This window comes from Hyphomonas sp. GM-8P, from assembly GCF_003263315.1.
Taxonomy (GTDB): Bacteria; Pseudomonadota; Alphaproteobacteria; order Caulobacterales; family Hyphomonadaceae; genus Hyphomonas.
Genome location: NZ_AWFE01000046.1, coordinates 19,755 through 44,744, shown reverse-complemented (window position 1 = coordinate 44,744; position 24,990 = coordinate 19,755). Strand labels below are relative to the sequence as shown.

At 62.6% G+C, this 24,990-nt stretch carries 25 protein-coding genes; 16 read left to right on the top strand and 9 right to left on the bottom strand.

Going from position 1 to position 24,990, the window contains the following annotated elements:
• The first annotated feature begins 24 nt into the window (after positions 1-24).
• Complete coding sequence (locus HY26_RS18820; RefSeq protein WP_146740171.1) at positions 25-492, top strand: hypothetical protein; 468 nt, start codon at positions 25-27, stop codon at positions 490-492.
• Positions 493-707: 215 nt separating this feature from the next.
• The gene (locus tag HY26_RS03785) at positions 708-1,184 is read left to right on the top strand and encodes a hypothetical protein (protein ID WP_034766277.1); all 477 of its coding nucleotides are present in this window, start codon (positions 708-710) and stop codon (positions 1,182-1,184) included.
• A gap of 21 nt (positions 1,185-1,205) precedes the next feature.
• Here HY26_RS03785 and HY26_RS03780 read toward each other — a convergent pair whose 3' ends face one another.
• A complete protein-coding gene (locus HY26_RS03780; protein ID WP_112072979.1) occupies positions 1,206-1,565 on the bottom strand; it encodes a group 1 truncated hemoglobin in 360 nt (119 codons plus the stop codon).
• A 146-nt stretch (positions 1,566-1,711) separates the two neighbouring features.
• Here HY26_RS03780 and HY26_RS03775 point away from each other — a divergent pair, with 146 nt between their 5' ends.
• The 4 genes from HY26_RS03775 (at position 1,712) to HY26_RS03760 (ending at position 7,663) form a co-directional block, all read left to right on the top strand.
• Positions 1,712-2,401 carry a helix-turn-helix domain-containing protein gene (locus HY26_RS03775; protein WP_034766278.1) on the top strand — a complete coding sequence of 230 codons (690 nt, stop codon included), beginning with the start codon at positions 1,712-1,714 and terminating at the stop codon, positions 2,399-2,401.
• A 92-nt stretch (positions 2,402-2,493) separates the two neighbouring features.
• Positions 2,494-4,995, top strand: a complete 2,502-nt coding sequence (locus HY26_RS03770; protein WP_112072950.1) for a zinc-dependent metalloprotease — start codon at positions 2,494-2,496, stop codon at positions 4,993-4,995.
• Positions 4,996-5,075: 80 nt separating this feature from the next.
• Positions 5,076-6,731, top strand: a complete 1,656-nt coding sequence (locus HY26_RS03765) for an acyl-CoA dehydrogenase family protein (RefSeq protein WP_112072949.1) — start codon at positions 5,076-5,078, stop codon at positions 6,729-6,731.
• Positions 6,732-6,823: 92 nt separating this feature from the next.
• Positions 6,824-7,663 carry a TauD/TfdA family dioxygenase gene (locus HY26_RS03760; protein WP_034766282.1) on the top strand — a complete coding sequence of 280 codons (840 nt, stop codon included), beginning with the start codon at positions 6,824-6,826 and terminating at the stop codon, positions 7,661-7,663.
• A 34-nt stretch (positions 7,664-7,697) separates the two neighbouring features.
• On the opposite strand, the gene HY26_RS03755 is transcribed toward HY26_RS03760, so the two are convergent.
• The gene (locus HY26_RS03755; RefSeq protein ID WP_112072948.1) at positions 7,698-7,958 is read right to left on the bottom strand and encodes a PilZ domain-containing protein; all 261 of its coding nucleotides are present in this window, start codon (positions 7,956-7,958) and stop codon (positions 7,698-7,700) included.
• Between the two features lie 104 nt (positions 7,959-8,062).
• On the opposite strand from HY26_RS03755, the gene HY26_RS03750 reads away from it, so the two are divergent.
• The 5 genes from HY26_RS03750 (at position 8,063) to HY26_RS03730 (ending at position 11,679) form a co-directional block, all read left to right on the top strand.
• Entirely contained in the window at positions 8,063-9,121 is a 1,059-nt protein-coding gene (locus tag HY26_RS03750) for an enoyl-CoA hydratase/isomerase family protein (RefSeq protein ID WP_034766284.1), read from the top strand.
• Positions 9,122-9,197: 76 nt separating this feature from the next.
• On the top strand, positions 9,198-9,935 hold the full coding sequence (locus HY26_RS03745) for a DUF805 domain-containing protein (protein WP_051599909.1): 738 nt from the start codon (positions 9,198-9,200) through the stop codon (positions 9,933-9,935).
• Between the two features lie 208 nt (positions 9,936-10,143).
• Entirely contained in the window at positions 10,144-10,638 is a 495-nt protein-coding gene (locus HY26_RS03740) for a MarR family winged helix-turn-helix transcriptional regulator (protein WP_034766285.1), read from the top strand.
• A 141-nt stretch (positions 10,639-10,779) separates the two neighbouring features.
• On the top strand, positions 10,780-11,178 hold the full coding sequence (locus HY26_RS03735; RefSeq protein WP_034766286.1) for a VOC family protein: 399 nt from the start codon (positions 10,780-10,782) through the stop codon (positions 11,176-11,178).
• A gap of 60 nt (positions 11,179-11,238) precedes the next feature.
• On the top strand, positions 11,239-11,679 hold the full coding sequence (locus HY26_RS03730) for a hypothetical protein (protein WP_146740170.1): 441 nt from the start codon (positions 11,239-11,241) through the stop codon (positions 11,677-11,679).
• A 261-nt stretch (positions 11,680-11,940) separates the two neighbouring features.
• Here HY26_RS03730 and HY26_RS03725 read toward each other — a convergent pair whose 3' ends face one another.
• A complete protein-coding gene (locus HY26_RS03725; protein WP_112072977.1) occupies positions 11,941-12,531 on the bottom strand; it encodes a cytochrome c family protein in 591 nt (196 codons plus the stop codon).
• Between the two features lie 279 nt (positions 12,532-12,810).
• Between HY26_RS03725 and mutL the strand changes: the two genes are divergently transcribed.
• Together mutL and HY26_RS03715 are read left to right on the top strand one after the other, a co-directional pair.
• The gene (gene mutL / locus HY26_RS03720; protein ID WP_034766288.1) at positions 12,811-14,691 is read left to right on the top strand and encodes a DNA mismatch repair endonuclease MutL; all 1,881 of its coding nucleotides are present in this window, start codon (positions 12,811-12,813) and stop codon (positions 14,689-14,691) included.
• A gap of 3 nt (positions 14,692-14,694) precedes the next feature.
• A complete protein-coding gene (locus tag HY26_RS03715; RefSeq protein ID WP_034766289.1) occupies positions 14,695-15,366 on the top strand; it encodes an HAD family phosphatase in 672 nt (223 codons plus the stop codon).
• Here the strand turns inward: HY26_RS03715 and HY26_RS03710 are convergent.
• Complete coding sequence (locus HY26_RS03710; RefSeq protein ID WP_139068910.1) at positions 15,363-15,770, bottom strand: hypothetical protein; 408 nt, start codon at positions 15,768-15,770, stop codon at positions 15,363-15,365. The genes HY26_RS03715 and HY26_RS03710 overlap by 4 nt on opposite strands.
• Between HY26_RS03710 and HY26_RS03705 the strand changes: the two genes are divergently transcribed.
• Both HY26_RS03705 and HY26_RS03700 read left to right on the top strand, forming a co-directional pair.
• Entirely contained in the window at positions 15,769-16,914 is a 1,146-nt protein-coding gene (locus HY26_RS03705) for an alpha-hydroxy acid oxidase (protein ID WP_034766292.1), read from the top strand. The genes HY26_RS03710 and HY26_RS03705 overlap by 2 nt on opposite strands.
• Positions 16,914-18,128 carry a serine hydrolase gene (locus HY26_RS03700; protein ID WP_112072946.1) on the top strand — a complete coding sequence of 405 codons (1,215 nt, stop codon included), beginning with the start codon at positions 16,914-16,916 and terminating at the stop codon, positions 18,126-18,128. Before HY26_RS03705 ends, HY26_RS03700 begins: the two co-directional genes overlap by 1 nt.
• Here HY26_RS03700 and HY26_RS03695 read toward each other — a convergent pair.
• The 5 genes from HY26_RS03695 to HY26_RS03675 are packed head-to-tail and all read right to left on the bottom strand — an operon-like array spanning position 18,118 to position 23,086.
• Positions 18,118-19,524 carry an FAD-binding oxidoreductase gene (locus tag HY26_RS03695; RefSeq protein WP_112072945.1) on the bottom strand — a complete coding sequence of 469 codons (1,407 nt, stop codon included), beginning with the start codon at positions 19,522-19,524 and terminating at the stop codon, positions 18,118-18,120. The genes HY26_RS03700 and HY26_RS03695 overlap by 11 nt on opposite strands.
• Complete coding sequence (locus tag HY26_RS03690) at positions 19,521-20,156, bottom strand: FMN-binding negative transcriptional regulator (protein ID WP_112072944.1); 636 nt, start codon at positions 20,154-20,156, stop codon at positions 19,521-19,523. The genes HY26_RS03695 and HY26_RS03690 overlap by 4 nt, the downstream gene beginning before the upstream one ends.
• A gap of 9 nt (positions 20,157-20,165) precedes the next feature.
• Positions 20,166-21,104, bottom strand: coding sequence for an L-threonylcarbamoyladenylate synthase (locus tag HY26_RS03685; RefSeq protein ID WP_112072943.1), 939 nt, complete (start codon positions 21,102-21,104; stop codon positions 20,166-20,168).
• 48 nt (positions 21,105-21,152) lie between these two features.
• Positions 21,153-22,349, bottom strand: a complete 1,197-nt coding sequence (locus HY26_RS03680; RefSeq protein ID WP_112072942.1) for a cytochrome b/b6 domain-containing protein — start codon at positions 22,347-22,349, stop codon at positions 21,153-21,155.
• Between the two features lie 11 nt (positions 22,350-22,360).
• Positions 22,361-23,086: a YceI family protein gene (locus HY26_RS03675; protein ID WP_112072941.1), complete on the bottom strand. Its 726-nt coding sequence runs from the start codon at positions 23,084-23,086 to the stop codon at positions 22,361-22,363.
• Between the two features lie 119 nt (positions 23,087-23,205).
• Between HY26_RS03675 and HY26_RS03670 the strand changes: the two genes are divergently transcribed.
• Positions 23,206-24,975, top strand: coding sequence for an acyl-CoA dehydrogenase (locus tag HY26_RS03670; protein WP_034766299.1), 1,770 nt, complete (start codon positions 23,206-23,208; stop codon positions 24,973-24,975).
• Positions 24,976-24,990 lie beyond the last annotated feature (15 nt).

The window sequence follows — 24,990 nt, the reverse complement described above, 5'->3', positions numbered from 1 at the left end:
GGCGCGGTGCCAGAAGGTGCGGCAATGATTTTTTCTTATGTACGGCACTTTTTCACGCGAGTAAAAAATAGGCACAGCTCACAAATTGTATCCGCGCCGCATGAAGGCAGAACACCTAACCCGGAATACGAGACCTATAGCGCTTCATGCCTGCGGCAAGCGGCTGAAGCGATTGGCAAAGGCTATAAGAATCCAGAAGCCCTCCGAGAGCTTCTGATATGGACGACCCACAAAGACACTTACCCGGTTGTCATGAAATATTTCCGCCAGCATCTTCACGACCCTAACTTGCTGAGCGCCCTTATAAATATTGCATCGGAAGGTGAGGACGCTGGTGATGCGCCCTGGACCGCCGCTAATATTATCGAAGAGTTTCCTTCCGAGCTTTTAGCGCCGCATGAATCTTCATTGCAGCAACTGAGCGAAGAGGGCTGGACTTACCTCAGTGATCCAGCCAAGCGCGCATTGGCAAAACTCACGCGTTCCAATTAGTCCAGACCTTCTTCCAATACTGCCTCGAACTCGCCGGCCTACACGAATTCCAGGAGTGAAGCCTGACGCGCCGAACCCCAACTGAACATTACAAAAAATTGTGGCCCGCCTGAGTGGCGCAGGCCACGATTTATGCCGTAGTTTCCACCCTGTGGCTGGGGAAGCGCTGATCTGACCGTCAGTGCAGTGTCCACGCTAGCCATGAGGGATCCGTCATGACGGTTGTCCGCGCAACTCTCGCAACCCTGTCCATCCTCGCTTTCGGCGCCTGCGCCAGTCCGCCGCCCAATCTCAACGATGACATGATCATTCCCGGCGAGCGCGTCGGCAATGTCGAGCTCGGCATGTCGCTGGCGGAACTCTTCGCCGTGAAGGGCACGCCGCACAAGACGATCCCCATCGCGGGCACGGGCGCGACAAGCTACAACTATCCCGGCCTGACGGTTGGCGCCGATGACAAGGTCTACTGGATCATCGCGCGAGATGCCCGCTTCCGCACACCAGCCGGCGTCGCCAAAGGCAGTGAGCAGATCTTCGCACGCGGCGTTTACGGCACCCCGAGATGCGTCGTCACGCGCGGCGATGTCACCGTCTATGATTACAACGACGTATATTTCGAAGTCGACAACGACACCGGCAAGGTCAGCCAGATCGGCATTCAGAAAAACACGCAGACCTGCAATGGAAACTAGCGTTCTGTCTGGCAGGTAAGGCTATTGCCCAACCACGTCATTCTTCATGCTGAAGAATGTGAACAGGACTTCCTCTTTTTCCCGTTGCCCGATCAGGTTCTTGTCGAGCGCGACTAGGACATCGTCGAGTACGGCCATGAACTCGTCATTGGAAATGTTCATCCCGCGATGCGTGCCGACCATGTCCTTGCCCTTGTAGACGCTCGGACCGCCGGTGCCAGTGATGAAAAACTCCGCCGCACCTTTGGTCGCCGCGGGAATGTCCGTATTCACATATCGTCTGGATATGACCGGGTTGTTCAGATGGGCATCCATCAAGTCCCTGGCGATCTGGTTGATGCCCTTTTCACCACCCAGCCGTTCAAACAGATTTGCAGACATGATCATTCTCCTCTTCCGGCCGTTGGTATTTTTGTTGGATCGTTTGTTTTGGCCGAATAACCGGACCTTCCTTTGAATACACTCGTGCGTCCAGTACAGTTATTGAATCTGCGCAGAACCTTCCCGCAGATTCAGGAGGTTGGGGTATGACGGCAAGTTACAAACAATTCTGCCCGGTTGCGATGGCATCCGAGATTCTTTGCACGCGTTGGACGATAGTGCTTTTGCGAGAGTTGCTCGCCGGGTCGACCCGTTTCAACGAACTCCGCAAAGGTGTCCCTCGCATGTCACCTTCGCTACTGTCACGACGCCTGACCGAACTGGAAGCGGCTGGTATTGTCCGGCAGGTAGTAGAAGATGAGCGTGGAACCCCTGAATATCAGCTTACAGAACCTGGTAGGGACCTTCGCCCTGTGATCGAGTCAATCGGCATCTGGGGGCAACGTTGGGTCGATGCGGACTTGTCACTCGATAATCTGGATCCATCGCTTCTCATGTGGGATATGCGCCGCAATCTTGACGCTTCGCCGCTACCAGATGAGCGAAGCGTCATCCAGTTCATCTATTCTGACTTGCCTCTTTCCCAGAAGAACTGGTGGTTGATTGTGGAGCCGGATGGGATGGTCGATTTGTGTTCGGTCGATCCCGGTTTTGAGATCGATCTTTACGTGACCACTGATTTAAGGCCGATGACGGCAATCTGGATGGGACTGTCTACGGTAAAGGCGGAAAGAAAAAATGGTGCTCTGGATCTGATTGGGGATCAGGAATTGTCCCGGCATATGCAAACGTGGCTCGGATTGAGCCCATTCGCGGTCGAGCCGAAGAGGGTGTGATTAACAAATGGTCGCAACGCCAAGATGAAAGATTGAACCCATTCCCCTTATGCGGCACCGTGCGGCCAGTTTCGGGCGAATGGAGTTTCGGTATGCGCGGGTTGGCGGCTTTCCTGTTTTCGGTTCTGGCACTGGTCTGGGCGGGGGCCGCAGCGGCAGACGATCCGAAAAGTTGGGGCGAGGCGACGAGCGGCCTGATGCGGGCCGATGGTTTCCTGCCTTACTATGCTGACGCCAAAGGCGGGCGCATCCTTGCTGCCTTTCCGAAGCCGGATGAAGACGGCATCTCGCTACGCGCCATCCAGGCGACCGGGCTGACGGCTGGGCTTGGCTCCAATCCGATCGGGCTGGACCGGGGCCTGTTCGATGGCGGGTCGCTGATCGCCTTCCGCCGGGTGGGCAAGAAGCTGATCGCCGAGCAGGAGAACTGGAGCTATGTCGCCAGCGCCGACAATCCACTGGAACAGAAAGCCGTCCGCCAGTCCTTCGCCAGCTCTTTCCTCTGGTCCGGCGACGTAATCGCGGAAAGCCCCCGCGGTGAATTGCTGGTCGACATTTCCGGCTACCTCACGCGCGATGCGCTGGATGTGAAAGCGGCGCTGAAGAACAATCCGAAGGGTGGCAGCTTCTCACTGGCGGCTGACCGCTCCATGCCGGACGCCACCGCCGCGCTCGCCTTCCCCGACAATGTCGAATTCGACGCCTACCTGACGCTGACCAGCGATGAGCCAAAAGCTGAAGTGCTGGCGACCGCCGCCGATGGCCGGGCGATCACGCTGGTTCAGCATGTCTCGCTCGTGCGCCTGCCGGACGATGGCTACACGCCGCGCGCCTTTGATGTGCGCAGCGGGACGATCGACGTGCCTTATTATGACTTCTCCGCGCCGCTGGAGGGCCAGGTGCGCAAATCCTACGCCCGCCGGTTCCGGCTGGAAAAGCAGGAGCCGACCGCCGCGTCCAGCCCGGCAAAGGAACCGATTGTCTTCTACGTCGACTCCGGTGCGCCGCCAGAGATCCGCGATGCGCTGATCGAAGGCGCGTCCTGGTGGTCCGATGCGTTTGCGGCAGCAGGCTTCCCGGATTCCTATCGCGTGGAGGTCCTGCCGGAAGCCGCCCATCCGCTCGATATCCGTTACAATGTGATCCAGTGGGTACACCGCCAGACGCGCGGTTGGTCCTATGGCGGCGGCGTCTATGATCCGCGCACCGGGGAGATGCTGAAGGCGAACGTCATCCTCGGCAGCCAGCGCGTGCGCCAGGACCGGATGATCTTCGAGGGGCTTGCCGGCGCGTCCAGGACAGGCACGGGTGAGGCGGACGACCCTGTACAGGTGGCACTGGCCCGTATCCGCCAGCTCTCGGCGCATGAAGTCGGCCACACGCTCGGCTTTGCGCACAATTTCGCCGCGTCCACGAATGACCGCGCCTCGGTGATGGATTATCCGGCGCCGTGGGTGAGGGTCAGCGAGAACGGCCAGCTCGATTTCTCTGAGGCCTATGATGTCGGCATCGGGGAGTGGGACAAGGTCTCGGCCACCTGGCTCTATGCGCAATATCCGGAAGGCACCGATGCGGATGCCGAGGGCGACAAGCTGCTCCGCGCCGCCTATGGCGAGGGCCTCCGTTTTGTCGACGACCCCGAGGCACGCGGTACCGGCACGGCCCATCCCTATGGCAGTGTCTGGGACAATGGCGAAGATGCCATTGCTGAGCTTTACAACACGCTGCGTGTACGGAAGATTGCGCTGGATCGCTTCGGCCTCGACGTCATCGAGCCGGGGGCCGACACGTCCCGCCTGCGCCAGACACTGGTGCCGGTCTATCTCTACCACCGCTATCAGGTGGCGGCGGCGGCAAAGTCTGTCGGCGGGTTTGAATTCTACTATTCCCGCCGGGGCGATGGCGGCGGCATGGCGCATGCCGTGGCACCGCAGCGCCAGCGGGCGGCGCTTGCCGCGCTGCTCGTCACGCTGGAGCCGACCTCGCTGGATCTGCCGGACGGTGTGCTGAACCAGCTGACACCGCCGCTTGCGGCCTTCTCCTACAATACAGGTGGGGCGGAATATTTCCCCGGTGACACCGGCCCGATGTTTGACCTGCTGACGGCCGCTGATACGGCGACCCAGACGACCATTGATGCGTTGCTGCACCCGGCCCGCGCGGCACGCCTGGTTGAGACCAGTCGGCGCGATCCGGTGGCATTGTCCTTCGAGGAAGTGCTGGCCGAACTGGAACGGGAAGTCTTCACGCCTGCGCCGACATTGCGTCAGGCCGAGATCCGCCGCCGCCAGCAAGCGCGGTTTGTCTCTTCCCTGATCGCGCTCGCGAGCAACCCGGCCACGTCACCGGGCGTCACGATGCGGGCCGATGCCTTCCTGAAAGGGATGAGCCAGCGCCTGAAGCCTGCACGCCGGACGGACCCGGTCGACGCCGCTGCACGCGAAGACCTGCAGCGCCGCATCGCCGCGCATCTGGAGCGTCCGGCGCCGGCGCTTGCGCCGGGGGTCACGGAAGTCGACGTCCCGCCCGGCAGCCCCATCGGCGCCGGCGCAGGCGAGGAAGGCTGGTTCGACGACCTGGTGTTAGCGCAATGATGATGTGACGCCCCGCCCCCTTCCGGGGGTGAGGGCAGCGACTTATTGTGAGGCCCGAACCACAGGCGGAGGGCCTCGCCATGCCACACCATGCACCCCAGTCGGAACTTGAGACGCACACTGTCTCCAACCAGCCGAAAGCCTTCGGCGATGTGGACCTGTTCGCTTCCGACAAGGCGCTGAAGGGCGCGGTAGAGAAGGCGGGCGGCGGTGCGCACGCGGCAAAGCTGTCGGAATTCGGCAAGCGCTGCGGCGCTTTCGAGACGCAGGACTGGTCCCGGCAGGCACAGGAGAATTTGCCGAAGCTGAAAAGTTTCGATCGGTTCGGTCATCGGTTGGACGAGGTGGAGTTCCACCCGGCCTACCATAACCTCATGTCGCTTGGTCTCGACAGCGGCCTGTCGGCGTCTGCGTGGAATACGGGCGAGGCAGGCCATGTGCTGCACGGCGCGATGATGATCCTGATGAACCAGGCAGATGCAGGCGTAACGTGTCCGATGTCGATGACTTATGCCTGCGTGCCCGCGCTCCAGTCGACGCCGGAGATTGCGGAGAAATGGGTGCCGCGGGTTCAGGCGTCTTCTTACGATTCGAACTTCCTTCCGGCAGACCGGAAAACCGGCGTCACCATCGGCATGGCGATGACGGAAAAACAGGGCGGCAGCGATGTGCGCGCCAACACGACCCGCGCAGTGCCGGACGGGCAGGGCGCTTATATCCTGACCGGGCATAAATGGTTCTGCTCCGCCCCGATGTCGGATGCGTTCCTCACCCTTGCGTATACGGAGGAAGGGCTCACCTGTTTCCTCGTGCCGCGCTGGAAGCCGGACGGCACGCGCAACGGCATCCATGTCATGCGCCTGAAAGACAAGATGGGCGACAAATCCAACGCGTCGTCTGAAATCGAGTATCATGGCGCCTGGGCCGAACGGCTCGGCGAGGAGGGCCGGGGCGTGCGCACCATCATCGATATGGTCCAGCACACGCGTTACGACTGCATCCTTGGCTCCACCGGAGGTATACGCGCGGCGCTGGTGCAGGCGCTGTGGCACACCTCCCAGCGCCGGGCTTTCCAGAAGACGCTGATCGACCAGCCCGCCATGCGCGCGGTGCTGGCGGACCTTGTGATCGAGAGTGAAGCGGCCACCGCCATCGCCATGCGCCTCGGCGCGAGCCTCGACCGGATGGCGGCAGATGAGCAAGAGGCGGCCTTCATGAGGCTCGCCACGCCGCTTGCAAAATATTGGGTGTGCAAACGCCAGCCGGGTTTTGTCTATGAGGCGCTCGAATGCCATGGCGGGGCAGGTTATGTGGAGGAAGGCCCGATGCCGCGTCTCTATCGCCAGTCGCCGCTTAACGCGATCTGGGAAGGCAGCGGCAATGTCATCGCACTGGACGTGCTGCGCGCACTCTCGCGGGAGCCGGACAGTTTGAAGGCGGTGCAGGCGGAGCTGAAAAAGCCACTCGGCCGCCATCATGCCTATGATGCGCATGTTAGCCGCCTCGCCGAGTATCTCACTCCGGGAAACCTGCATGAAAGCACCGCGCGTGGCTTTGCCCGCGATGCCGCGCTGGCCCTGCAGGGGGCGGCGCTGCATGAAATGGCGCCGGACTTCGTGTTCGAAGCCTTCTGCGCCCAGCGCCTCGCCAGCGACCGCAATGGCCTTCTCTATGGTGACGTCTCACCGGATGTGGACCAGGCCCGCTTGATCGAACGGGCCATACCGGCGGTATGATTCCATTCAGCCAAGGAAAACGTTTTCCGGAGCGGATGCAGGCAGTATAGTGGCACCCAAGATGCCTAAAGGTGGCACATTGGGAGGAAGTCATGCAGATCGAGACCTTGCCCGGCGTGGGCGCGGAAATCACCGGAATTGACCTCAAGAACCTGACGGATGCGGAGTTCGATGCGATCCGGCAGGCCTATGCCGTTCATGGTGTGATCTTCTTCCGCGACCAGGATCTGACCGAAGACGACCATATCGCCTTCGCCGAACGCTGGGCGCCGATCAATGTGAACCGCTTCTTCGCAGCGCATCCGGACTATCCGCAGATTGCCATGGTCGCGAAGGAAAAGGAGCAGAAGGACAATATCGGCGGCGGTTGGCACACGGACCATTCCTACGATCAGGAACCGGCCATGGGCTCCATCCTGGTCGCGCGGGAACTGCCGGAGCGGGGTGGCGACACGATGTTCGCCTCCATGTATCGCGCCTATGAGACGCTGGATGACGCCACGAAGCAGGAAATCGACGGTTTGCAGGCTGTCCACTCCGCTAAGCATATCTTCGGCTCAAGCGGAGAGACCTATTACAATACGACCGATGCCGGCGGGAACCGGATCGGCAATGCAGCGGCGGCCGACGTTCTGGCCGACGTGACCCATCCGGTCGTGATCACCCATCCGCTGAGCGGCAAGAAGGCGCTTTATGTGAACCCGGCCTTCACGGTGAAGATCGTCGGCAAGACGGACGAGCAGTCTCAGGTCTTGCTCTCGCGCCTTTACGCGCACGCCATGGACAAGGCGCATGCCTATCGCTTCCAGTGGCAGCCGGGCTCGATTGCTTTCTGGGACAATCGTTCCACCTGGCACTGGGCGCTGAACGACTATCATGGCCACCGGCGCATCATGCACCGCATCACGCTGGATGGCTGCGCGCTTCACTGATGGCGCCTGAAAGGATGGGGCATGGCAGGACCGGTCAGATGAACTCGACGCCGGTCTCGCTGCCGAACTCCCAGCGACGCAGGCAAACACGTTCGCCCTCGAACAGGCAGGAGGTCAGCACGAACTGCTCCGGAAGGTCTATACCTTCGGCCACAGCGATGCGCGCACCGCCGCACGAGATATCGCGGATCTCGCAAGTCACCCATTTACGCCACCCGATGCGGAGACGCCCGACTGCCTCTACCTGGCAACGGACCTCCCTGCGATCGAGGGCTTCCACCTCAAACGCATACATTCGCCAGACTCCCCCTCTGAGCGAAACCCCGCTTAGATGCCAGAATCGGGTTAACAGCGCGCGCGTTTTATTTGTAAAATTTCAGGGTTGAGTGAGGGGTTTTGATGACTGAAGACGTTTCCATCCGGGTCGAAGGCGGCGTTGGCCGCATCACGCTGACCCGGCCATCTGCGCTGCATGCGCTGAACACGCCGATGTGCGCGGCGATTCTGAAAGCGCTGACGGAGTGGGCAGACGATGACGCCGTAAACCTCGTCCTGATCGACCATCAGGAAGGCACGCGCGGTTTCTGCGCCGGCGGCGACATCCGCATGCTGGCCGAAAGCGGGGCAGGTGATGCGAGCGAGGCGCGGGAATTCTTCGCCACCGAATACCGGATGAATGTCGCGCTGGATGAGTTCCCGAAACCCGTGCTGGCCATCATGGATGGCGTGACCATGGGTGGCGGCGTCGGCCTGTCGGTGCATGGCTCTCACCGGGTCGCGACCGAGCGGACGCTGTTCGCCATGCCGGAAACGGGCATTGGCCTGTTCCCGGATGTCGGCGGCGGCTGGTTCCTGCCGCGCCTTGCCGGTGAACTTGGCACCTGGCTGGCCCTGACGGGTGACCGTCTGAAAGGCGTGGACGTTGCGGCCGCGCGCGTGGCGACGCACTTCCTGCCGTCGGAACTGGTGCCGAACCTGATGAAGCAGATCGCCTCGGCGGACTTCTCCGTCGGCGCGGCGGAAATGCTGAACGAGATCCTGCGCACGCTGACCCATTCCATCCCGGTAGGCGGGTTCGAGGAACACCGTGCCGTCATCGACAAGTGCTTCGCCTTCGACACGGCGGAGGAGATCGTTGAGGCGCTGGAAGCCGATGGCAGCGACTGGGCGCTGGCCCAGGTGAAGACGCTCCGGTCGAAATCGCCGGAAACGATCAAGGTCGCCCTGCGCCAGCTGCGCGAAGGAAGGCGGTGCAAGACCTTCCGCGAGAACATGCAGATGGAATATCGTATCGGCTGGCGGAAAGTGCAGAGCCACGACTTCCAGGAAGGCGTTCGCGCGGTGATCGTCGACAAGGACAATGCGCCCGCATGGTCTCCGGCGACGATCGAAGACGTGCCAGCCGAGATGGTCGACAAGTATTTCGCGCCGCTGGGTGAAGACGAACTTACCTTCTGAGTCTTCGCCAAAGCACTGGACAAGCCGTCCAAGTATTCCCGATAGTCTTCAGGGAACAATATTTGAGGCTGGGTAAATGCGTGGGCAGGTTCTGAAAGCAGATGGCGCAGACGGGCCGGGGCTTATCCTCGGTGACGATGGCGTTCGCTACAATTATGAACAAGCGCAGGTGCGGGGCGGCGGTTCGCTGGCCCCCGGCCAGAAGGTGGACTTTATCGGCCTTGGCGACGAAGCGCGGGACATCTACGCGCTTGGCCCGGCGCCGCAGGCTGCGCCGCCAGAGCCTGCTCCCGCGATGGCAGCGGCTCCAGCTGCTGCAGTTCGGCCATCTTATCCCCAGCCCCACGCTCAGCCTCAGGCGCGGACCGCCTCGCAGGCTTATGGCACTAAGCCGCCAGCGGTGCAGGGCGACGGCGTCTGGACCTATTTCATCCGCAGCCTCACGAAGAACTATTTCAAGTTCACGGGCCGGGCGCGGCGGCAGGAATACTGGGGTTACACGCTTTTCAACGTGCTGGCCTATGTCGTGGTCTTCTTCCTGGATATTGTCCTGAGTGCCATTGTCTTTGGCGGTGATGAATTCGTGCCGCTGCTGACGCTGCTCTGGTTTCTCTACCAGATCATCCCGTCCATCGCGGTGACGGTCCGGCGGCTGCACGATCAAGATCTGTCCGGCTGGCTCTATCTGATCACCTGGGTGCCCTATATTGGCTGGCTGGTGATCTTCGTCTTTATGCTGATCGACTCCCGTCCGGAGTCGAATGTCCACGGGCCGAGCCCCAAATACGACCCGGCCACTTCAGCGTTCAACTGATCCCGACAGAACAGGTAATCGCACGCGCGCATCGCAGGTGCAGGCGGATTTCGTGAATCAGAAGTAAAATTGTTTCGCAAAAGTAACGGTTAATGAAAGCGGACGAATATTAACTAACGACTTGCCCAAACCCAACATGCTTATCAGTTTATTAGGATAGCTCGTGTAGTTCTGTTCAAACTACAACAAAAGTTGAGTGGTGGTTGAAATGATGATTGCTGAAATGCAGGAAACTGCAGAACTGAGCCTGGGCGAGTCTTTCCTGAAGTCTCTCTCTCTTCTTGAACAAGCGCACCGTCGTCTTCACGATGTTGTCAAAGACGATCTGGAACGCGGCGGCGAGCGTTCGCTGACGGGTGTCCAGGCACTTCTGATCTACGAAATTGGCGAAGGTGAAGCTCCGGCTTCAGTCCTGCGTGCCCGCGGCGCTTTTGCCGGCACCAGCCTCTCCTACAACGTCAAGAAGCTGCAGGAAGGTGGTTATCTGATCCAGACGCGTTCGGAAGACGACAAGCGCACCGTGACGCTGCGCCTGACCGAGCGTGGCCTGAAGGTCCGCGCGCGTGTTGCGAAGCTCTTCGAAAAGCAGGCCAATGCGCTTGAGCCCACCGCCAGCGTGCGTCCGGACGACCTCTCGCAGCTGAACAAGACCATCACGCGCCTTGAGCGCTTCTGGTCCGACCAGATCCGTTTCCGCCTCTAAGAAGCGGTCCGGTAAATACCCTGGGAGAAAGCCCCCGCCTCGTGCGGGGGTTTTTGTTTGGGCGTTTGCACATTCCCGCTTGACCTCAACCTTGGTTGAGGTCCGACAAGGCCGCCCTGAGATCAACAGGGAGTCGCCTTCATGACACTCGAACAAGCAATAATCCGGATTGCGCGGCCCACGGACGACCTGGCTGCCCTCTTGCCATTCTATCGTGATGGCCTGGGGTTCAGCGTGCTCTATGAATTCAAGGGGCATGACAGTTTCGACGGCGTCATGCTCGGCCATCCCGGGGCGCCGTATCATCTGGAGTTCACCGTCGCGCATGGGCACGTCGCGGGCCGGGCGCCGACCGAAGACAATCTGCTCGTTTTTTACCTGCCGGAGCGCAACCGCTTCGACGCGGTCTACCGCCGCCTGCGGGCCACCGGGTTTCATCCCGTGCCTGCTTTCAATGCCTATTGGGACGACAAGGGCGTGACCTTTGAAGATCCGGACGGATATCGCATCGTCCTGCAGAACGCTTCCTGGGATCTGTAGCGCGTCAACCCTCAGGAGATTCTGCTGGGCGCGCCCCTCAATCCCAGCGAGTTCTGTCTCATGCGGGGATTGAGGGGAATATGTCTGAGCGCGCTCGCCATTGCCGGTTCGGCGGAAGCCGGCCCTTGGACGCAGTTGCAGGGCGATATCTATGCGCGCGCCAACGTCTCGGCCGAACGGCTGGACGGCGAGGATGGCTGGCGCGGCGATCTCTATGGCGAATATGGCCTCGGCGGCGGCTGGATGGTCAACGGCAAGGCGGAAAGCGTGCGCTATGACGGCGGGACGCAGGACAGCGATGCCTATCGTATCTCTGCGCGGCGCCAGCTCTGGTCGAACGACAAGGGCTGGGCGATCGGCGCGGAAGGCGCGGTGCTGCACGGCACGACGCTGGTGGGCGTGTTCGGTTGTGAAAGGCTGGGCGGCGAGGCGCGCATCTCGGCCGGACGCAGCGGCGTCTACAAGGATCGCAATTACTATGTCTTCGCCGATGCCGTCTGAATCCATCAGGAAGGCGGTTGCGACCGTCAGCGCTTTGAATTCGGCTACGGCACCGACCTGGGCGGAAACGTCTTCACAACGGAGCAGCTCTGGCTGGAGTATGGCAGCCAGTCAGCGGACTCGATCAAGACCGAGACCCAGATCGGCTACCACTTCCCTGCTGCGGATGTGTCGATAGGGTACAGGGAAGAGTTCGGCGGCGAGTTCGACGAGCAGGCGGTCCTGCTCGCCGTAACCGTGCGCCGTTGAACACTTGAAGGCTTACTCGCCCGTGTAGCCTGTTTCGGTCATCAGGTAGGCGATAACGGCTGTGCGGTCTTCCGGCTTGCGGACACCGGCGAAGGTCATCCGGTTGCCTTTCAGGAAGGTCTGCGGATTTTCCAGCCAGTGATCGACCTTGTCAGGCGTCCAGATGAAGTCTGCATCCTGCAGGGCCTGCGAGTACGCAAAGCCTTCGGATGTGCCGGCTTCGCGGCCGAACAGGCCGTAAAGGTTCGGACCAACCAGCGCACCAGCGCCCTCGGCGGTCGTGTGGCAGGACTGGCAGAGTTTGAACGTGCGGCGGCCGCGCGCATAATCGGCCGTGTTGTACGGCGCAGGCAGGCTTGCGAATTCCGGCGAGCCTTCGCTGGCGGCGGCTTCCTCTGCCGGAGCAGCGGTCGGTTCAGCCGTAGCTTCAGGTGCCGGGAGGTCCGCTTCCGGAGCGGCCTCAGGGGCGGCTTCCGGTGCAGGCGTGGCGGCCGGTGTTTCGGCAGCTGGCGCGGCAGGCGTGGAACTTTCGCCGGAGCCTCCACAGGCAGCGGTCATGCCGGCAAGAACAATAAGTGAAGCGGAAACGAGAGAAAGTCGCATAGAATCAAGGCCCCGGACTGAGTTTTCGTATGCATACTGGTCTTTCTCGCCGGACAATGCAAACACGCACAACAGGGGGGTGAATTGAGTGAAAAAGCTTTGGAAAACAGTGTGTAACAACAGTTGAGAGGTATGCTGGAAGGTGGGTTTCCGGCCGAAAAACCTGCAACATCGCACTGATTTCATACAGTTTTTGGCTTATTGCCGCAGGTCTGGGCAGGGCGTTGGGCCTGCCGCGGGCCGGGGGACAAAACTGGCCCGGCGCGATAAGCTGAACACATGGCTGATTCCGTTCGTCCCCGTCCCCAGATCCGCAAATTGCCGCCCGATGTCGTGAACCGGATCGCGGCCGGCGAGGTCGTCGAACGCCCGGCCGCGGCGGTGAAGGAGCTTGCCGAGAATGCGCTCGACGCGGGCGCCACACGGATCGCCATCGCCATCGAGGCGGGCGGCCTGAAGCGGATCACGATCGAGGATGACGGTTGCGGCATGAGCGCGGATGATCTCCTGCTCGCGCTCGACCGGCACGCCACGTCGAAACTGACGCCCGGCAATGATGGCCGGGTGGACCTGCTCAACATCCACACGATGGGCTTCCGCGGTGAGGCGCTGCCGTCCATTGCCTCGGTCAGCCGCACGACGATCACGTCGCGCGCGGCAGGCGAAGAGGCCGCCGAAGTCTTCATCGAGGCGGGCCGTATCGAAGGCCCCCGGCCCGCCGCGTTTACCGGGCGCGGCGAGACCGGCACGCGGATCGAAGTGCGGGACCTGTTCCACGCCACGCCTGCGCGCCTGAAATTCATGAAGGGTGAACGGTCTGAAAGCATGGCGGTGACCGATGTCGTCAAACGCCTAGCCATGGCCAATCCGCATGTCTCTTTCAGCCTGGAGAACAATGGCCGCAACGTTCTGCGCTATGCGGCGGAGGCCGAGGGCGAAGCCGGACGCCTTGCCCGTCTCGGTGCCATCATGGGGCGGGATTTCCGCGACAACGCCGTGCCGATCGAAGCAGAGCGCGAAGGCGTGACGCTGAAGGGATTTGCCGGCCTGCCGACGCTGAACCGCGGCAATGCGCAGATGCAGTTCCTGTTCGTCAACGGACGCCCCGTGAAGGACCGGATGCTGAACGGCGTGATCCGCGCGGCCTATCAGGATTTCCTGGCGCGCGACCGGCATCCGCTGGCGGCGCTGTTCGTGGAGCTGGACCCCGAATATGTCGACGTCAACGTGCATCCGGCGAAGACGGAAGTCCGCTTCCGCGATGCCGGGAATGTGCGTGGCCTGATGATCGGCGCGCTGCGGCACTCGCTGGCCGACGCCGGGCACAGGGCGTCGACCACGGTGGCAGGCTTTGCGCTGGGCAAGGTGCGTCCGGAAGGAGCGCCGACCGGGGCGCTGTTTGCCTCGCGCCCGGCGTATAATCCCGCCAGCATTTCACCTGTCCGGCCACCCGCGGCCTATGAGCCCGCGCCGCCACCTGGAGGATGGGCCGAGTCCGCCGAGTCTTACGCGCCAGAGGCCTATAAGCGCGACGTGGCACCAAGCGCCCGTGTGGAACCGGAAGCGCCGGTTACGGATGACTTCCCGCTCGGCGTTGCCCGCGCGCAGTTGCATGAAACCTATGTCATCGCCCAGACACGTGACGGCATCGTCATCGTCGACCAGCACGCCGCGCATGAGCGCCTCGTCTATGAGGACATGAAGCGCCAGATGGCGGCAGGCGGCGTGAAGCGCCAGGCGCTGCTGATCCCGGATATCGTCGAGCTGACGGAAGACGAAGCGGCCCGCGTGGTGGAGCGCGCCGATGAACTGGCAGAGCTGGGCCTCGAGATCGAACCCTTCGGATCCGGCGCGGTCTGCGTGCGCGCCACCCCCGCCTTGTTCGGGGAGATGGATGCCGCGGGCCTCATCCGCGACCTTGCCGACGACTTCGCCGAATATGATGCAGGTCTCGCCCTGAAGGAACGGTTCGAGGAAGTCATGGGCAATATGGCTTGCCGCGGCTCCGTCCGCTCCGGCCGCCGTCTCAATGGCGAGGAAATGAACGCATTGCTGCGCCAGATGGAGGCGACGCCCCATTCCGGCCAGTGCAATCATGGCCGGCCGACCTATGTGGAACTGAAACTCGCCGACATCGAAAAACTGTTCGGACGCCGCTGACCAATGGCAGAGTTCGACGCGCTGATTTTCGACTGCGACGGCGTGCTGGTCGATTCCGAAGTTATTGCGATAGCCTGCGAACGCGAGACCCTCGCTGGCTGGGGCCTGCACTATGGGTTCGAGGAATTCGTCCATCGCTTCGTCGGTCTGCATAACCGGGATTTCCACATCGCGCTGAGCGCGGATGCAAACGCGGCGGGTGTCACCCTGCCGGAAGGTTTCGGCACCCAGCTGCACGCCAATAACTGGAAGAGATACGAGACGGATCTGAAGGCCATTTCCGGCGTGCTGGATGTGGTCGCCGCCTTTCCGGGCCTGCGGGCAGTGGCGTCTTCCTCGGAAGCGGACAAGCTGGTGCGCAAGCTGGAACTGACCGGCCTGCACGAGACGTTCGCCCCGCACGTTTATTCGTCAGATCTCGTTGCAAACGGGAAGCCTGCGCCGGATCTGTTCCTGCTTGCCGCCGAGAAGATCGGCGCCCGGCCGGAAACCTGCCTCGTTATCGAAGACAGCGTTAACGGTGTGACGGCCGCGCGGGCGGCGGGCATGACGGCCTGGGGCTTCACCGGCGGCGGCCATGCTGATGCAGGGCTTGCCGGACGGCTGACCGACGCCGGGGCGCACGGCGTGTTCGCCTCTCACCTTGAGATCGCCAGTCGGCTGACGCGCGCCTAATTCCCGGTTTCCACCACGGAATAGATTTCCGGCGTGCAGGTGCCTTCAGTGATGCGTTCGCGCTGCAGGGTCAGCGTATCGCCGACTTCGGGCAGCGTGCCCAGATACTCGGCTGTCACCCAGAACTCCCCCTCTTCGCCCATCAATAGGGCGCCGTCCTCGTCGACTTCCGTGACGGTGCCTTCGACGATGGAGGTTTCATAACTGCACGGGCCGCCTGCGATCGGGCCGGGGCCGACCAGGTCGCAGGCGGCGAGGCCGGGCAGGATGGCGATGAGGGCGAGGCCGGTGATGAGTCGCATGGAACTGTCTCCTTCCATTTCACGGTAGCCATTGCGGGCAGGCTGGCAAGGCATGGCTTTGGAATTGCCGGTGCCCGCAAAGAGGATTACAGTTCCCGGCATGAGCAGGGCATCCAGGGCAATCAATATCGACGATCTGCGCACGCTGGCGAAGAAGCGCCTGCCGCGCATGGTGTTTGACTATATCGACGGCGGCGCGGAAGACGAGATCACGCTGCGCCGGTCGGTTGATCGGTATGCCGATTATGAATGGCAGTGGAATTCGCTGGTCGATGTCACAAAGCTCGACCTGTCCACGACGCTGTTCGGCCAGAAGAATCCGATGCCGTTCTTCATTTCGCCGACGGCAGCGTCCCGTCTGTTCTATCCGAAGGAAGGTGAACTGGCCGTCGCCCGCGCGGCGCAGAAGGCAGGCATCGCCTATTCCGCCTCCACGCTCGCCAGCCAGACGCTGGAAGATATTGCCGCTGCCGCGCCGGACGTGCCGAAGATCATCCAGATCTATGTCTGGAAAGACCGGGGCGTGGTGAAGGAGTTCCTGGCCCGGGCAAAAGCGGCCGGCTTTGTCGGCTGTGTGCTGACGGTGGATGCGGCTGTGGCCGGTTACCGTGAACGTGACCCGCGCAACGGCTTTTCAATTCCGCCGAAGGTCAATTCCAAGACCGCGACACAGGCGCTGGCAAAGCCTGGCTATCTCTGGGATATCGTGACCGGATCGAAGATCGGTCCGGCAAACTTCGCGCAGCAGGCAGGCGGCGGCGATGTGATGGGAACGATCAACAATCTGTTCGACCGCAGCATGGCCTGGAAGGACGCCGAATGGATGGCCAATGAATGGGGCGGCCCGTTCGCGGTGAAAGGCATCGCTACCGCGGAAGATGCCGTGCGCGCAGTGGAACATGGCGCGAGCGCCGTCTGGCTGTCCAATCATGGCGGGCGCCAGATCGACACGTCCGTGCCGGTGATCGACCTTATCCCAGAGGTTCGCGAGGCGATTGATCCGAAGATTGAACTGATCGCCGATGGCGGCGTGCGCCGGGGCAGTCATGCGCTCAAGCTGATCGCGCGCGGCGCCACCAGCGTGGCCATCGGACGGGCCTATCTGTACGGGCTGGCGGCCGGCGGCGAAGCGGGCGTTGCCCGGGCGATCCAGATTCTGAAGGACGATGTGGAGCGCGGCCTCGGCCTGCTGGGCGTGCCGCGCCTCGCCGATCTTGACGAAACACTTTTGAGATTGCGCCGCTGATGGATCGCCGGAATTTTATCGCCCTCAGCCTGTCCATGCTGGGCGCTTGCGGACGCGCGTCCGGAACAGGCATCGAGGAAGGCATTCCACCCGAAGAAGCCATCGACAGCATCGTCGCGAACGGCATCGCGCCAGCGGCGGGACTCGTCGTTCGCAAGGGAGGCAAGACTGTGTTCGCCTATGGGGCGGGCATTGCGAACGGCCGCCACCCCTTCCGGTCGGATACGAAGATGCGGGTGGCTTCCGTCTCCAAACTGGCAGTCGCGCTGACGGCGCACCGCCTTGCAGAGCGTGGCGAGATCGACCTCGACGCGCCGCTGTCAGACTGGTTTGGCGATGCGATGCGCCATCCGGGCTTTCCGGATGTGGAGATCCCGCTTCGGCACCTGATGAGCCATACGTCCGGCCTGCAGGATCCGGAGGTCTATTGGTATACAGAGACCGGACGAATCGAGGACCTGTTTACGCCGGACATCTGGTTGCCTGGTCCGCCCGGCGGATATTTCACCTATTGCAATTTCGGTTGGAGTATTCTCGCGACAGTGTTGGAGCGGGAGGTTGGCGAACGGTTCGACCTGCTGGCCGACCGTATCACGCTGGGCCCGCTGGGCATCACGGCTGGTTTCAACTGGTCCGGCGTGCCGGAGGAAGAGCGCCGCGCCGGTGCAACGCTCAGCCGAAAGATCGATGACAAATGGACGGTCCAGACGGATGGGCCGGACATGCTGAATGGGATGGGGCCGGCGGTGACGATGCCGCAGGGTCTGGTACTTGAGGACTATGAAGTCGGTACGAACGGAACACTGTTCAGCCCGCAAGGTGGCCTGCGCGCGAGCCTTGAGGAACTCTGCCCGCTTGTCCGCACCATCGCCGTGGATGAGGTCGCCACGCGTCCAGCCTGGGTATTCGATCCGGCTGTGCAGAACGGCGATACTGACGATGGTTATTTCACCGTCTATGGCGAGGGGCCGCAGATTCATCCGGCTTCGGATTCTCCGGTACCCGGCGTGAAGCTGATCGGGCATCACGGCGAGGCCTACGGGCTCTATTCAGGGGCCTGGCATGCACCGGAACTGGACGCCGAGATTGCCTATGCCATCACCGGCATGCCCGCGCCGGAAGACACGGAGGTACCAATTTCGTCAATTCACCGCACCATCAATGCGTGGGACGCACCAGCCGTAAAGGCCGCCGGGGACCTGCTCAGACGCTGACGACGCGATTGGGGTTCATGATGCCCTTCGGGTCCAGCGCCTTCTTGATGGCGCGCATCGTGTCGGTGGCGGCCTGTGGGCGCAGCTTTGCCAGTTCGTCCCGCTTCAGGCGGCCAACGCCATGTTCGGCAGAGATCGACCCGTCGAACTCCATCACCGTATCATAGATAATGCGGGTCAGCGCGTTGAAATTTTCCTTCAGGCCGGTTTTCCCCGGCGCTTCGATCACGGAGTAATGCAGGTTCCCGTCGCCGACATGGCCGAAGATGACGAAGTCCGCTGTCGGCAGCTTGTCGACGATGCGGGCATTGCAGGTTTCCATGAAGGCCGGGATCTTGCTGACCGGCACGGAAATGTCCTGGTTCAGCGAATTGCCATAGGCGCGTTTGGACAGCGGGATTGTCTCACGCACCATCCACATGGCCTTTGCCTGCGCGAGGCTTTCGGCCATGGCGGCGTCCTGGATCAGACCTTTCTCGAAGGCGGTTTCCAGCGCCGTCTCCAGCGTCTTGCGGGCCATGGCTTCATCCGAGAAGGACACTTCCATCAGCACCCGCCAGGCGAGGTTCGAAGGCAGTGGATCGCGCGTGCCTTCGATATCGGCCAGCACCATCTCGACCGCATTGGCCGGGATCATCTCGAAACTGGTGACCGTGTCGCCCGCCATTTCGCGCACATGGGCGAGCAGCGCGATCACGTCCTGCGTGGAGTCGACGGTGACCCATGCGGTGGCGCGCTGCACCTTCGGGAACATTTTCAGCGTCGCTGCGGTGACGAGGCCCAGCGTGCCTTCAGCTCCGGCGAACAAATGTTTCAGGTCGTAGCCCGTATTGTTCTTGCGCAAGCCCGAAAGCCCGTCCCAGATCTCGCCGGACGGCAGCACGACTTCCATGCCCAGCAAGAGATCGCGCATCATGCCGTAGCGCAGCACGGCGACGCCGCCCGCATTTGTGGAGATCAGGCCGCCAATCGTGGCGGTGCCTTCGGAACCGAGCGACAGCGGAAACAGCCGGTTCACCTCTTCGGCTGCCTGCTGCGCCGTGACCAGCGGGGCGCCGGCTTCGACCACCATCGAATTGTTGAACACGTCCACGCTGCGCACCTTGTTCATGCGGCGCATGGAGACGCAGATCTCGCCATGCGGCACGCCCGCATCGACAAGGCCCGTATTGCCGCCCTGCGGACAGATCGCGACGCCATGCTGGCTGCACAGTTTCACCAGCGCAGCGGCTTCTTCCGTACTGGAGGGCTTGGCGACGATGGGCGTTTCGCCCTGCAGCACGCCGCGCCAGGCCTGCGCGTGTTCGGAGAGGACATCCGGATCTTCGCTCCAGCCTTGCGGTCCGAGCATGTCCTTGAGGGCGGCGAGGAAGTCTGGGGAGAGCGTCTGGGTCATGACTCCAGTTTACGCATTTCCGCGGCGAGCGCGAAGCCGCTTTCTGTCGCGTCCAGCGCCTCGATCACGCCGGCGCGGGCGCTGGCCGGTTTGTCCTGGTTCAGCTTGGCAATGCCTTCGAAGCGTTCCAGGCGGATTTCGAACGCCACCAGGCCGCGATACAGCGCCTCCAGCCGGGCGGGCTTCATCTTGGCCGTCTTCCAGATTGGTTTCGGTGCGAGGCCTGCTTCGAAATGGTCGGAGAGGTCGTCGATCAGCTGGCGCATCGCGTCATCGTCCAGCCGGGTGACCGGGCCAGCAGCTTCTACAGAGATATAGTTCCAAGTCGGCACCTGGTCGTCGATGCCGTACCAGTCCGGGGAGACATAGGCGTGTGCGCCGGTGAAGACGGCCAGAACCGGGCTACCCGCAAGCAGGGCCTTGGTGACCGGATTGGCGACGGACAGGTGAAAGCGCAGTTTAAGGGACTCCCCTTCCCCGGAGGGGAGGCCCTCTGAATAGGGAAGAATGGGGGCGTGCGCCACAATGGGCTGGCCATCGCTCACCGCACTGATCACCGCGAACGGATGCTCGAGAATGCGCTGGCGCAGGATGGCAGGGTCTGTGACATGGAAACGGCGGGCAGGGTGCATGGCCTGATCCTAATCCCGGTGGGCCGCGCGGGCGAGGCGGTCATTGATCGCTTCGCCGAGGCTTTCGTCCGGGATGCGGGCGACGGCGATCCGGTCATACTGTGTGTCAAGCGTGCGCAGGGCCGCGAAGAGGTTCTTCGCGGCTTCGCGCAGGTCTCCGGCTTCTGACAGATTGAGACCCGGGTAGGGCGTCTTACCAAAGGCGAGCCATCCCTCGCCCGGCTCCGGTGCGTCGGCATTGAGGCGCACGCGGGCGTTCGGGGCGTAGTGGCTTTTCAGCTGTCCGGGGGCAGAGATTCCGTCGGCTTCCTCCCGGGCCACCAGAGACTGGCCAAGCGCAGCCTCCAGCGCGGAGGTTTCCAGCGCACCAGCGCGGAGCAGGACAGGGCGCTCGCCAACGAAAGACACGATGGTCGACTCGATGCCGCGCTCACACGGACCGCCGTCGAGGATCAGGTCGACCTTCCCGTCCAGGTCTTCCTTCACATGCTGCGCCGTTGTCGGGCTGACATGGCCTGACCGGTTGGCCGAGGGCGCGACCAGCGGCTTGCCGAAGGTTTCGATCAGCGCGCGCGCGCCAGGATGGGCCGGCATACGCAGCGCGATCGTGTCGAGGCCCGCGCGGGCGATGTCGCTGACGGTGCCGGTCGGCGCGACGGGCAGGACCATGGTCAGTGGCCCCGGCCAGAACTTCGCGGCGATCTCGCGGGCGGACTCGGAGAAGACAGCCTCCTGCTCCGCCATCTCCATATTGGCGACATGGGCGATCAGCGGATTGAATCGCGGGCGGCCCTTGGCCTCATAGAGGCGCACCACGGCATCCGGGTTCGCGGCATTGCAGGCGAGGCCGTAGACGGTTTCGGTGGGCATGGCGACAAGGCCGCCGCCGCGCAGATGCATGGCGGCGAGGCTGAGCGTTCCCGGCTGGATGGGCACGATGGCGGTCATAGTGCGCGCCTTATCACCCGTCCCGCCTGGCCGGAAGCCGCAGGCGCATTATTCCTTGCGGGTAGCGGTGCCTTTGACGGTAACGGTGACCTTGTCTGCGACCCAGTCACCGCCGGGGTCAGACTGCTGGCCGAGGTTCAGGCCCGCGCGGGAGAGCGTGGTCGTGCCTTCAAAGGTCGCGGTGTCACCTTCGATGATCAGGCTGAAGTCGAACGGTACATTGACGGCCTTCTCCTTCACCAGCAGCGAGGCTTCTGCTCTGTAGCCGCCCTCGGCTGAGGCCGCGAAATTGATCAGGCTGACTTTCACGACCGGGAACGTGTTCGTATCGAACCATTCGCCGCCTTGCAGCGTGTCGTCATATAGCATGGTGCCCGTGCTGGCCGTGCCAGGATAAACCTCGACCTCGACGGCGGAGCTTTCCAAATTGTCCGGGTCGAACAGGACATTCGCATCCCAGCGGGAGAATGTGCCGGAGAAAGGCTTGCCCTGATACATGCCGGAAAAGGCGATTTCGGAGGTCGCAGGATCGATCTCCCAATTGCCGGCTTCTGCCGGGACGGCGCCGGTCGTGCCGGGGCCTGCCGGCGATGACGGCGAAGATTTCATCAGCGGGACCGCCGCGATGACCGCGAACAGGAGCACAGCGGCGCCGAAGGCAGTTACGTAGCCCCTCGCCGGAGCCGGTGAATGTGCCCGGCCGAACAGGCCCGGGATCATACGCTTGAATACGCCTTGTTCCGCGGCAATTTCATGCTTGATGGCGCCAGCAACGTGCAGGCCTAGCAGCACGATCAGAACCCAGGCGCCCTTGGAATGCAGGAACTCGGTCACCTCGTGCACCACCCCGCCCCGCAGGCCTTCTGTAAACGGAAGGTGAGGCCAACTGACGGTGCCGAAAAGGACAGTCGAAACCTGGAATTTCGAGGTGGACACCAGCAACCAGCCAAGCAGCGGCAGGGCGATCATCAGGGCGTAAAAGCCGACATGTACCCCATGGGAGAGTCGTTTCTCCCACGGGGTCATATCGTCCGGCAATGGCGGCGGCGGGTTCAGCCACCGCCACGTCACCCGCGCCACACTGAGGAACAGGATCGCAATCCCGATTGATTTGTGCAGCTGGAAGCGGGCTTCATTGTCTTCCATGTTCCATCCCAGCCAGATCATGAACAGGATCAAGCCCGCGATCGCCCAGTGCAGGAGAATCGCGACGGCGGTGTACCGGTTGGAGGATGGAGCATGCATGGAAGTAGGCCTTATTCAGATTCGCTGGCTTCCGCTGCCTTGGCGAATTCGACTTCGATCAGCAAGTCTACCTCGTCACTGACGCTTGGCACCAGTATGTCCATGCCGAAGTCGGACCGCTTCAGCGAGCCGGTGGCCGAAAAACCGATCTTCGGCTGATCCGGGGCCCATGGGAAGCTTGCGGTGCCATTATACAACACGTCGAGGGTGACCGGCTTGGTCACGCCGCGGAACGTCAGGTCGCCGGTCACGGTTCCGGTGTTGTGGCCGGTCGTGGTGACTTCGGTGGACTTGAACGTGATGGCCGGGAAAGCCGCGGAGTTGAAGTAGGCGTCGCTCTCGGAGATTTCCTGATCGAACGTGTCGAACGGGCTGTCCGGGTGGCTGGCCTTGAAGTCGCCCGGGAAGTCGGTCTCGACCGAGGCCGGATCGACGGTGATATCCAGCACGCTGGCGGACAGGTCTTCCGGGTCGAACTCCAGCGTGCCGGAAATACCGGTGAAGCGGGCGGTGTAGTTCGACAGGCCGAAATGGTTGACCTGCCAGGTCAGCGAGGCGTGGGTCGGGTCGAGGTTATAGGTGCCTGCTGGGCCGAGTTCCGGGGCCGGGGCTTCGGCCGGGCCGGCGGTGGTCTCAGCGGCGCTGGTTTCCGGGGTTGCCGGAGCAGCTTCACTGGCCGTGGGGGCGCCGCAGGCGACGAGAGCAATTGCAGAAACGGAAAGGAGGAATGTGCGCATGGGTGGTTGAGCCTTCTGTTGGTCAGGTTGACGCAGAGTATAGTGCTCCGCTGGACAGTCGCTACAGTCACGCTAAAGCCTGAGCCCAATATCACTTATGCGTAATCGGAGATAAATTGATGGCCTATGAAGCCCCTATCAACGACATGGCTTTCACGCTGCAGGCTGTCGCCGGCCTGCCGAAGCTGGAAGGCCTGCCGGGCTTCGAGGCTTACGATGCCGAGCTGATTGCACCGATTCTGGAAGAAGCCGGCAAGCTGGCCCGGGACGTGCTGGCGCCGCTGAACCAGTCCGGCGACGCAACCGGGGCCGTTCTGACCGATGAGGGCGTGAAGGCCGCGCCGGGCTTTGCCGAGGCCTATGCCCAGTTCCGTGATGGCGGCTGGATGGGGCTTTCCGCGCCGGAGGAATGGGGCGGACAGGGCCTGCCCAAGGCGGTCGCGCTGGCCGTAATGGAGATGATCCACTCGGCCAATATGGCCTTCGGTCTCTGCCCGTTGCTGAGCTTCGGCGCCATCGAGGCGCTGCTGCACCATGGCACCGACGCGCAGAAGCAGACCTACCTGCCCAATCTCATCGCCGGGAACTGGACCGGCACGATGAATCTGACCGAGCCGCAGGCGGGCTCCGATGTCGGCGCGCTGAAAACGAAAGCCGTGCCGCAGGAAGACGGCTCCTACGCGATCAGCGGCCAGAAGATCTTCATCACCTGGGGCGACCATGACATCGCCGAGAACATCATCCACCTCGTGCTCGCGCGCCTGCCGGATGCCCCGGCCGGGTCACGCGGCGTGTCGCTGTTCCTGGTGCCGAAATTCTTCGTCAATGAGGACGGCAGCCTGGGTGAACGCAACAGCCTGAAATGCATCGGTCTTGAAAAGAAGATCGGCATCCACGCCTCCCCCACCTGCGTGATGGAATATGACGGTGCAAAAGGCTGGTTGATCGGCGAGGCGAACAAGGGCCTTGCCTGCATGTTCACCATGATGAACTCGGCGCGGCTGAACGTGGGCCTAGAAGGCGTCGCCGTGGGCGAGGCGGCTTACCAGACCGCGTTCGAATACGCGCAGGAGCGCAAGCAGGGCAAGGCGCCGGGCGTCGACGGCCCCGCCCCGATCCTGCACCACGCCGATGTGCGCCGTACCCTGACGACCATGCGCGCCCGCGTCGCGGCGGCCCGCTCCATCTGTTATGCCTGCGGTGTGGCGGCAGACCTTGCCGAGGCTGCGACCGACGAGCAGGCGCGCCATGCCGCGAAGCTACGCGAAGACCTGCTTACGCCAATTGCCAAGGCCTGGTCGACCGACATGGGCGTCGAGGTCGCAAGCCTCGGCCTGCAAATTCATGGCGGCATGGGTTTCATGAACGAGACGCTGGCCGCGCAGCTTTACCGCGACGCCCGTATCGCGCCGATCTATGAAGGCACCAATGGCATTCAGGCGATCGACCTTGTTGGCCGCAAGCTCTCCGGCACGAACGGTGAGTCCATGCGGCTGATCCTCGGCGATATCGACGCCACCATCCGCGAAGCCCGCGCCACGAACGAGCCGCAGCTCGTCCAGATCGCAGACCGCCTGCGTGCCGGCGCCGATGCGCTGCGCGAAGCGACGGATTGGATGCTGGCCGCCATGAAAGACCGGGATCAGGACAAGGCACTCGCCGGGGCGACGGCCTATCTGGCGCTGGCAGGCGACGTGATTGGCGGCCACTTCCTGACGAAAGCGGCCGTCGCCGCGCGCTCCAGCGATACGGGCACCCGCGCCCGTAACCTCGCGCTCGCAGGCTTCTTTGCGGAGACCGCGCTGGCCGAAGCCCCCGGCCGCGTGCCCGGCATCACCGAAGGCGGCCAGACCTTCCTGGAAGGTAGCGAGGCGCTGTTCGGGATCTGACCGGATAAGGCGCAC

Coding starts and splice junctions, on each gene's coding strand:
- HY26_RS18820 (WP_146740171.1), top strand. CDS start 25: ATGATTTTTTCTTATGTACGGCACTTTTTCACGCGAGTAAAAAATAGG.
- HY26_RS03785 (WP_034766277.1), top strand. CDS start 708: ATGACGGTTGTCCGCGCAACTCTCGCAACCCTGTCCATCCTCGCTTTC.
- HY26_RS03780 (WP_112072979.1), bottom strand. CDS start 1,565: ATGTCTGCAAATCTGTTTGAACGGCTGGGTGGTGAAAAGGGCATCAAC.
- HY26_RS03775 (WP_034766278.1), top strand. CDS start 1,712: ATGACGGCAAGTTACAAACAATTCTGCCCGGTTGCGATGGCATCCGAG.
- HY26_RS03770 (WP_112072950.1), top strand. CDS start 2,494: ATGCGCGGGTTGGCGGCTTTCCTGTTTTCGGTTCTGGCACTGGTCTGG.
- HY26_RS03765 (WP_112072949.1), top strand. CDS start 5,076: ATGCCACACCATGCACCCCAGTCGGAACTTGAGACGCACACTGTCTCC.
- HY26_RS03760 (WP_034766282.1), top strand. CDS start 6,824: ATGCAGATCGAGACCTTGCCCGGCGTGGGCGCGGAAATCACCGGAATT.
- HY26_RS03755 (WP_112072948.1), bottom strand. CDS start 7,958: ATGTATGCGTTTGAGGTGGAAGCCCTCGATCGCAGGGAGGTCCGTTGC.
- HY26_RS03750 (WP_034766284.1), top strand. CDS start 8,063: ATGACTGAAGACGTTTCCATCCGGGTCGAAGGCGGCGTTGGCCGCATC.
- HY26_RS03745 (WP_051599909.1), top strand. CDS start 9,198: ATGCGTGGGCAGGTTCTGAAAGCAGATGGCGCAGACGGGCCGGGGCTT.
- HY26_RS03740 (WP_034766285.1), top strand. CDS start 10,144: ATGATGATTGCTGAAATGCAGGAAACTGCAGAACTGAGCCTGGGCGAG.
- HY26_RS03735 (WP_034766286.1), top strand. CDS start 10,780: ATGACACTCGAACAAGCAATAATCCGGATTGCGCGGCCCACGGACGAC.
- HY26_RS03730 (WP_146740170.1), top strand. CDS start 11,239: ATGCGGGGATTGAGGGGAATATGTCTGAGCGCGCTCGCCATTGCCGGT.
- HY26_RS03725 (WP_112072977.1), bottom strand. CDS start 12,531: ATGCGACTTTCTCTCGTTTCCGCTTCACTTATTGTTCTTGCCGGCATG.
- mutL (WP_034766288.1), top strand. CDS start 12,811: ATGGCTGATTCCGTTCGTCCCCGTCCCCAGATCCGCAAATTGCCGCCC.
- HY26_RS03715 (WP_034766289.1), top strand. CDS start 14,695: ATGGCAGAGTTCGACGCGCTGATTTTCGACTGCGACGGCGTGCTGGTC.
- HY26_RS03705 (WP_034766292.1), top strand. CDS start 15,769: ATGAGCAGGGCATCCAGGGCAATCAATATCGACGATCTGCGCACGCTG.
- HY26_RS03710 (WP_139068910.1), bottom strand. CDS start 15,770: ATGCCGGGAACTGTAATCCTCTTTGCGGGCACCGGCAATTCCAAAGCC.
- HY26_RS03700 (WP_112072946.1), top strand. CDS start 16,914: ATGGATCGCCGGAATTTTATCGCCCTCAGCCTGTCCATGCTGGGCGCT.
- HY26_RS03695 (WP_112072945.1), bottom strand. CDS start 19,524: ATGACCCAGACGCTCTCCCCAGACTTCCTCGCCGCCCTCAAGGACATG.
- HY26_RS03690 (WP_112072944.1), bottom strand. CDS start 20,156: ATGCACCCTGCCCGCCGTTTCCATGTCACAGACCCTGCCATCCTGCGC.
- HY26_RS03685 (WP_112072943.1), bottom strand. CDS start 21,104: ATGACCGCCATCGTGCCCATCCAGCCGGGAACGCTCAGCCTCGCCGCC.
- HY26_RS03680 (WP_112072942.1), bottom strand. CDS start 22,349: ATGCATGCTCCATCCTCCAACCGGTACACCGCCGTCGCGATTCTCCTG.
- HY26_RS03675 (WP_112072941.1), bottom strand. CDS start 23,086: ATGCGCACATTCCTCCTTTCCGTTTCTGCAATTGCTCTCGTCGCCTGC.
- HY26_RS03670 (WP_034766299.1), top strand. CDS start 23,206: ATGGCCTATGAAGCCCCTATCAACGACATGGCTTTCACGCTGCAGGCT.